The 1007-nt window shown below is 69.7% G+C and carries 2 protein-coding genes and 1 pseudogene; 2 read left to right on the top strand and 1 reads right to left on the bottom strand.

Going from position 1 to position 1007, the window contains the following annotated elements; translation table 11 throughout:
• Positions 1–253 (top strand): hypothetical protein (locus B0W88_RS34140; protein ID WP_198938015.1); only part of this gene is annotated, 253 nt, incomplete at its 5' end.
• Here B0W88_RS34140 and B0W88_RS31975 read toward each other — a convergent pair.
• On the bottom strand, positions 254–766 hold the full coding sequence (locus B0W88_RS31975) for a peptidylprolyl isomerase (RefSeq protein WP_077038428.1): 513 nt from the start codon (positions 764–766) through the stop codon (positions 254–256). It lies immediately after the preceding gene.
• A 31-nt stretch (positions 767–797) separates the two neighbouring features.
• Between B0W88_RS31975 and B0W88_RS32765 the strand changes: the two are divergent.
• A pseudogene (locus B0W88_RS32765) lies at positions 798–1007 on the top strand (cupin domain-containing protein); the annotation flags it as partial.

The raw sequence follows: 1007 nt of genomic DNA, 5'->3' as shown, positions 1-1007 counted from the left end.
GGCGCCCGCCGAGCCGTTGGCGGCGGCGCCCTCGGGCGCGCTCAGCGAGGCCGCGCAGGGTATGCTGGCGCGGCTCGAGCAGTTGCTGGGCAGCGGCGATGCCGATGCCGCCGATGTGGTCGACCAGTTGCTGGCGACCTCGCCGCCCGCGCCGCTGGCCCAGGCCTTGAAGCGAGTCGGCGCCGCGCTGGGCGAGTTCGACTTCGATGCCGCTGCGGCGGCCTTGAAGGAGGGCGGCGGCGTGCCGGCCTGATCAGTGCAGCGTCGCGTCGGACGGGGCGCCGATGTGGAACACCGCCTCGCCGAGGCTGCCGGCCTCGATCTCTTCCTCGGTCGCCTCGCGCACGTCCAGCACCTTGATGTGCATGCGCAGGCCCACGCCGGCCAGCGGGTGGTTGCCGTCCAGCACCACATGCTCCGGATAGACCTCGGTCACGGTGTAGATCGCCATCGGCATGTTCTCGGTGGCGGCGCCCTCGGGCAGGCCCTCGAACTGCATGCCGGTCTCGATGCCGTCGGGGAACAGCGTCTTGGACTCGAAGCAGACGAGGTTGGAGTCGTAGTCGCCGAAGGCTTCCTCGGGCTCCAGCGCGACGCTGGTCTCGAAGCCGGCCTCCTGGCCCTCGAGCACCTGTTCCACCTTGGCGAACAGGTCGTCGCCGCCGTAGAAGAACTCGAGCGGCTCGGCCAGTTCGTCGATCGGCTGGCCTTGGGCGTCCTCCAGTCTCCAGCTCAGGGAGACGACGCAGGGGGCTGAAATTTGCATCCCCGGATTGTTTCATACCGACAATCCCCCCATGGACATCACAACAAGACTCCCGCTGCTCGGCGGCCTGACGCCCGAGCAATTCATGCGCCGCCACTGGCAGAAGAAACCGCTGATGGTGCGCCAGGCACTGCCGGGCCTGACCCCGCCGGCCAGCCGCGCCGAGCTGGCCCGCCTGGCGGCCAGCGACGAGGTCGAGTCGCGGCTGGTGACCGCCTTCAACGGACGCTGGGCGCTGAAG

The organism is Pelomonas sp. KK5 (genome assembly GCF_001984095.1).
In the GTDB taxonomy this organism is placed as follows: domain Bacteria; phylum Pseudomonadota; class Gammaproteobacteria; order Burkholderiales; family Burkholderiaceae_C; genus KK5.
The sequence above is the reverse complement of the archived record's forward strand: the minus strand, read 5'-3'. Positions and strand labels throughout refer to the sequence as shown.

Bases quoted from the DNA above. Each gene is read 5' to 3' on its own strand.
- B0W88_RS31975 (WP_077038428.1), bottom strand. From the start codon at position 766: ATGCAAATTTCAGCCCCCTGCGTCGTCTCCCTGAGCTGGAGACTGGAG.